Genomic DNA, 7,032 nt, shown 5'->3' with positions numbered 1-7,032 from the left:
GCCGATGTCGATGGTGGATCTTCAGATGATGTTGCTGTTACAAACCTAAGTATTGATATTGATACTTTTGATTGTAGTAACATAGGAACACCTGTGGATGTTACCTTAACAGTTACTGATGGAGATAGTCAAACAGATACATGTATCGCAACTGTTACAGTTGTAGATCAAATTGATCCAGAATTTATAAATGTTCCAGGTGATATTAATTTAACCTGCGGAAATAATCAACCTACATTCACTGATCCTACTGCCACTGATAATTGTGATACGACACTAACTGTCGTAAGAACTGATGGTAGCGGACTTAATAGTGGAGATGTTTTTCCTTCAGGAACAACAATAATTAGTTATGCTGTAACTGACGATTCTGGAAATACAAATACAGCATCTTTTAATGTAAATGTTGTCGTTGATAACCAAAACCCTGTTGCAGTATGTCAAAACATTTCGGTTCAGTTGGATGTTACTGGAAATGCTATAATTACAGGTAGTGATATAAATAATGGGTCTTCGGATAATTGCGGAATTGCATCTATTTCCGTATCCAAAACTGCATTTACTTGTGCTGATGAAGGAGCCAATAATGTAACACTATCTATTAAAGATTCGAACGGGAATGAAGATTCATGCATTGCTGTGGTTACTGTCACAATACAAGATCCACCTGGTGGCTTAGAGTGTTGGGAGACGGCAACTTATAATTATTCAACATGCACTTGGGATATCACAGGAACACAACCTGATGAGCCAATAGGATTAGAATGTTGGGAGATAGCAACGTTCAATAGTTCAACTTGTGCTTGGGAGGTAACTGGAGCACAGCCAGCAGAACCAGCTACAGCATGTTATGAAACAGCAACTTTTAATGAAACAACATGTGTTTGGGACATTACAGGAACACAACCAGCAGAACCAACAGAGTTAGAATGTTGGGAGATAGCAACGTTCAATAATACAACATGTGCTTGGGAGATCACAGGGGCACAACCAGTAGAACCAGCTACAGCATGTTATGAAACAGCAACTTTTAATGACACAACATGTGTTTGGGATATTACAGGAACACAACCAGCAGAACCAACAGGATTAGAATGTTGGGAAATAGCAACCTTTAACAATGCAACTTGTGCATGGGAAGTTACAGGGACACAGCCAGTAGAACCAGCAACAGCATGTTATGAGACAGCAACGTTTAATAACACCACATGTACTTGGGAGATCACAGGAACCCAACCTGCAGAGCCAGCAACAGAGTGTTACGAGACAGCAACGTTTAATAACACCACATGTACTTGGGAGATCACAGGAACCCAACCTGCAGAGCCAGCAATTGAGTGTTACGAGACTGCGACGTTTAATAACACCACATGTACTTGGGAGATTACAGGAACCCAACCTGCAGAGCCAGCAACTGAGTGTTACGAGACTGCGACGTTTAATAATACCACATGTGCTTGGGAGATCACAGGAACACAACCTGTAGAACCAGCAACAGCATGTTATGAGACAGCAACGTTTAATAACACCACATGTACTTGGGAGATCACAGGAACCCAACCTGCAGAGCCAGCAACAGAGTGTTACGAGACAGCAACGTTTAATAACACCACATGTACTTGGGAGATCACAGGAACCCAACCTGCAGAGCCAGCAACTGAGTGTTACGAGACTGCAACGTTTAATAATACCACATGTGCTTGGGAAATAACAGGGACACTGCCAGCCGAGCCAACAGGATTGAATGCTATTTCTATTACCGCTACTGGAGCAACTATTAACTGGGATTCCCTGGTAGGAGTAGATTTTGACTTAAGATATCGTGAAGTTGGTAGTTCTGTTTGGATTGATATTTTAGATATTTCAACAAATACACAAATATTAACATCTTTAACACCACTTACGCAATATGTTGTTCAAGTTCGAAGTAAATGTTCTAGTGAATTTACCTCATCTTATACCATTGCAATTGATTTTACAACTTTAGACGTAGTACTTAACTATTGTGGTTCTGCGAGTAATAATGCAAGTGAAGAATATATAAGCAGAGTCCAATTGAATACTATTGATAATGTTTCAGGATCACAAACATATTCAGATTTTACAAGTATTTCAACACCTTTAACTGAGGGTGAACAATATACAATCTCAATAACACCAATTTGGACGGGAACAGTTTATAATGAAGCTTATTCTGTTTGGATTGATTTCAATAGAGATGGTGATTTTGAGGATGCTGGTGAGCAGGTTTTTACCCAAGGTAATACACAAGCCGCATTAATAACTGGAACCTTTACAATTCCAACAGGGACTTCAAGGCAAAAAACAAGAATGCGCGTATCAATGAAATATAATGCGGTTCCAACACCATGTGAAACGTTTGATTTTGGAGAAGTTGAAGATTATTCAGTAACCCTTTATGGATCTGATGATTTGATTTACTCTAATAGTGCTTGGACACCTTATGGGCCTTCGCCAACTACAGTATCAGAAAATGCGATTATCTTAGATGGAACGTATACAGTATTAGACGACATACAGATTAACAACATTAGAGTTAATGATGGTGCTGGTATAGTGATAGAAAAAGCGAAATCTATGACAGTGAACGGTGATTTTGTTACCAATGATGATGTTGTTTTAGAATCAGATTCAGATGAATATTCAAGTTTAATTGTTAACGGTATTGTCGTTGGAAAAGCACAGTATAAACGACACGTCAATACAACAGCAAGTGTAGGTGGTAATGATTTAATTGCTCCTCCAGTTTATGGCGAATCATTTATAGATTTTAGAGCTGATAACCCAAACATTTTGAGCAATTCTGCTAATACGTTGTTCTTATTTGGACCTTTTGATAAAGTCACAGACACATATTTAATTTATAGTAATACAGAAACAGCAACATTAAATGCAGGAACTGGTTATAGAGCTGCTTCTACAGATGATGGTACGTTTACATTTAACGGACTCGTAGAAACAGATGATGTAAGTGTGCCAATAGTCAATGATGGACCAACAAATCCAGAGTGGAATTTAGTAGGTAACCCATATCCTTCATATATTAAGCTATCTGATTTTCTTCTAGCTAATAGCTCGCAGTTTGATTTGCAAAGTGCAGGAATCTATGGTTACGATGGTTATGCTTCAGATGGTTGGACGATATGGAACCAAGCGTACTCTGATGCAAACCCTGATGCTATTATTACGCCAGGACAAGGGTTCTTAATTGCTTCAGCAACAAATAATGGTCAAATCAATTTTACACCAGACATGCGTCGTATTGGTAATGCAGATGATTTTATCCTCGGAAGAAACACAAATATTAAGCACTTACAACTTAAATTAGAAAACCCTGTGGAAGGAATTTATAAAACAGATTTCTATTTTACTGATAATGCTTCTAACGGTATGGACTTTAATTATGACGCGAGTATTTATGGTGAACAAGCACCTTCAGATTTTGCTATTTACTCACAATTATTAGAGGAAAATATAGGAATTGATATGGCGATACAATCGCTTGGATTTGATGCCTTATCTAATGCTGTGATTCCATTAGGAGTCCATTTTCCGCAGGGACAACAAATAGTATTGAGTATATCAGAAAGTGATTTACCTGAAAATATAGAAGTGTATTTAGAAGATACCTTAAATAATACATTCACCTTGTTAAATAATAGCGACTATATTATAACTCCAAATGAGAATTTAAATTCAATAGGACGTTATTACCTTCGTTTTAATGAGGAAACGTTAAGCACAAATATTAATAATTTAGATAATTTAAAAATTTATACAACTACACAACCTAAAGCATTACATATCAAAGGACAGTTGTTACAAAATTCAGAGTTGTCTATTTACGATTTACAAGGTAGATTGATTAAAAACATAACTTTAAATAGTTCGCAAAACTTACATGTTATTGATGTAACTAGTATTAGTTCTGGATCTTATATAGTATCGTTAGAAAATGATTTTCAAAAGAAAACTCAAAAAGTAATTATTAATTAAGGACACTATACATGAATGATTTCGTTATCATGTAGCAGTTCATCACCGCGAAACCTTAAGAAAATCTGAGCTACTGCAATGGTGTCTTTTTCGCAATAGGTAATGATCCTATCGAGTTCTTTTTCTTTGTAATATACTTGATATACCTGACTACCATCAATGTCATCTTTAGGTGATGGAATACCTAATACATTGGTGAGAAGTTTTAAAGAGGTGTAAGTCTTAAAATCTCCAAATTTCCAAAGTTCTAAGGTGTCGAGGTGTGGGACTTCCCAGGGTTTTTTTCCGAAGAGATTTAATTTGTAAGGTAACTCTATGTTATGAATGATCATACGTCGCGCAATGTAAGGAAAGTCGAATTCTTTACCATTATGTGCACAAAGTAAATGCTTATTACTACTGAAATGTGTAATTAATAGGTTTTTGAAATCTTTCAGAATTGTAATTTCTTCACCATAAAACGAGGTGACCCTGAAGGTTCTAACGTCACCTTCCATTTTAAAATAACCTACGGAAATACAAATAATTTTACCAAACTCTGCCCAAATACCAGCACGCTCATAAAATTCTTCAGCAGTAAATTCATCACGCCGTTGGTATTGCGATTTGTGTTCCCATAGATCTTGCTTCGTTTTATTCAATTCAGAAAAATGTTCGGTTTCAGGAACTGTTTCAATATCTAAAAATAGAATATTTTCTATATTTAATTTTGTAATCATGACTATTTCAGTTTTTAAAGAAATCTTTGGTTAATCTTTAATCGTTTCGTTTGTTGTAATGGTTTGGTTGATGATTTCCATGGCTTTTTCAAGCACTTCATCACGACCATCTCTTATACCATCAATCGTAGGTTTTACCTCAATATCTGGAACAATACCAACACGCTGTGTTTCGGTTCCATCAGGATAATGTACACCAATTCCCGAAATCATGGTTCGCATTCCACCTGGCAGGTAAATCGTTGAGACATTGCCATCTGCACCAGCAGTTGTACTTCCAATAATTGTAACGTTATCACCAGCTCTGAATGCCATAGCTGTATATTCTGCTTGACTTTGAGATGTTTCGTTGACTAAAACTACAACTTTTCCTTTATAAAATCGTCCTTTTGGTGGAATAGATAGATCTTTTCCGTAGTTGAATTCTCCTGGATTATTGAGATTTGCATTGGTAAACTTAACAAAAGTTGAATATTTAGACACAAAGAAAGATCCTAAAGAAAAGGGCATAAACGCTGAAGGATAATTACGAATATCAACCACAATTCCTTTTGTGTCTTTAAACTCTTTTCTCAGTTCAGGGACGTCAAGCTGAGAAATATTTTTTAGTGTGACATAACCAATATTATTGTCAAGCATCTTAAAACTAGGTTTGTCTTTTTCTGATTTGTACCATCGGTAATATCCAGAAATTTCATCACGATTAAAGAGGTCTAATGTTGTATTCAGTGTTTTTCCATCGCGAAGAATAGTGACGTTTAATGTGTTATTTGTAGAGCGTAACAGGTCAAAACTCATATCTCTCAAACGTGTAGGTTGATTTGACGCAGGATACATATCATGTAGATCTTTAACGAGGTCATCAACAGATTTTTCACTGATATGTGTAATGATATCTCCACGTTTTAATCCGCTACTGCTCGTATTATCTTCATTAAAATATGCATCTACAACAAGCTTGTTTTCAACAAATTTAACATGAGCATCAGGTACAAATGTTCCTCGTTGTTCTTGCACTTTATCATTTCCGCCCCAAAGATTGGCGTGAGTATCTTTGATATCTGCAATAATTTTGATAGCTGCTATTTCATATTCAAGTTCGTTTTTAGCTTTTAGAAATTTAGGAATGTATTCAGCCAGACAAGTGTCCCAATCTTTATCCATCAAATGACGATTTGGAAAGAAATAATTGATCATATTCCAATATCTGTAAAGCGAGAGGAGTCTAAATCCAGCATCAGGATAGGTCATATCCGCATAAGGATTCTCATTTTTAAATTCTGGATTTCCAACATTTGGTATTACACCAATATAGTAGTGTTCGCCTTGGTGTCTGTTGTTTTGAATGTATTGTAGTTTCTCAGTTAACGCTTCAGACATGTTGCCAGTTGTCATCCATTCTAAATCAGGTTTTAAAAAGGCATCTTCAGACGTTGGTTTACATTTTTTACAAGGTTCTACTTTGCCCAAACCATTGATCCAGTTTAGCAGTAGATTATCACGCTCACTATTAGAGCTTACTTTTTGGTATTTTGGAAGTATTCTAAACAATTCGTAGTCCCAGTTGTAATTTCCTTTTCCAATTTCAGGATGGTAATATTTTAAAAATCCCCAAACACGTCCCAAAAGCTCAAGATTTTCAATTTGTTTGGCATCTAAAGTACCAAATGAGATATTAGAACCCTTATCAAATTCTTTATCAGACTGCACTTTATCTAATGCTTTTTCTGGCGCTTGATTAAGGGGTTTCCCGTCAACAGTAATTTCGAGGTCATCCACCCATATTTTACCAGATCCTGATAATAAGCCACCAAAAACAATTTGCTGTGCTCTGTTATTAAGCTTTAATTCAATCTCATATTTTTTCCAGTCGTTTGTACCATCAATTTTTCTTGATCGCATATTATCGAAAGCTATTTGAGGGTCAATACGCATCCATAAACCTGCCCATCCATTTTCAACATTTTCAGTTTTGAGATATCCGGTAAGCTTTATTTTTTTTCCACCGAAATTTGCAGGTATATTATAACTTAAGGCTTTAAATTCAATATTATCACCAGTACTTTCTATCGCACCAGACACCTTACCATTTTTAACAATTTTTGTGTCGTATGTAATTTGATAATCACCATTTCCGAAGGAACTCCAGCCTACCGAAGTATTGGCATCTTTTAAAGTTTCGAAGTCTAAGTTGAGATCGTTTTGCGCTTTTGTATCAATGCATACAGATAGCAGTACTAAGCTAAAAAGTAATTTTTTCATGATTGGTTAATTTGTCATAAATGACGCAAAAATT

At 36.0% G+C, this 7,032-nt stretch carries 3 protein-coding genes; 1 reads left to right on the top strand and 2 read right to left on the bottom strand.

Going from position 1 to position 7,032, the window contains the following annotated elements; genetic code table 11:
- Positions 1 to 4,017: GEVED domain-containing protein (locus Q0951_RS13955; protein WP_299338003.1), on the top strand; the 4,017-nt coding region annotated here is incomplete at its 5' end.
- Positions 4,018 to 4,022: 5 nt separating this feature from the next.
- Here the strand turns inward: Q0951_RS13955 and Q0951_RS13950 are convergent.
- Together Q0951_RS13950 and Q0951_RS13945 are read right to left on the bottom strand one after the other, a co-directional pair.
- Positions 4,023 to 4,736 (bottom strand): 3'-5' exonuclease, encoded by a 714-nt coding sequence (locus tag Q0951_RS13950; protein WP_299338001.1) that lies wholly within the window; start codon positions 4,734 to 4,736, stop codon positions 4,023 to 4,025.
- 30 nt (positions 4,737 to 4,766) lie between these two features.
- Entirely contained in the window at positions 4,767 to 6,998 is a 2,232-nt protein-coding gene (locus Q0951_RS13945; RefSeq protein ID WP_299337998.1) for a S41 family peptidase, read from the bottom strand.
- Between the last annotated feature and the right edge of the window lie 34 nt (positions 6,999 to 7,032).

The sequence above is a fragment of the uncultured Psychroserpens sp. genome, assembly GCF_947501425.1.
Lineage (GTDB): Bacteria > Bacteroidota > Bacteroidia > Flavobacteriales > Flavobacteriaceae > Psychroserpens.
This window is presented reverse-complemented; position numbering and strand designations above follow the sequence as displayed.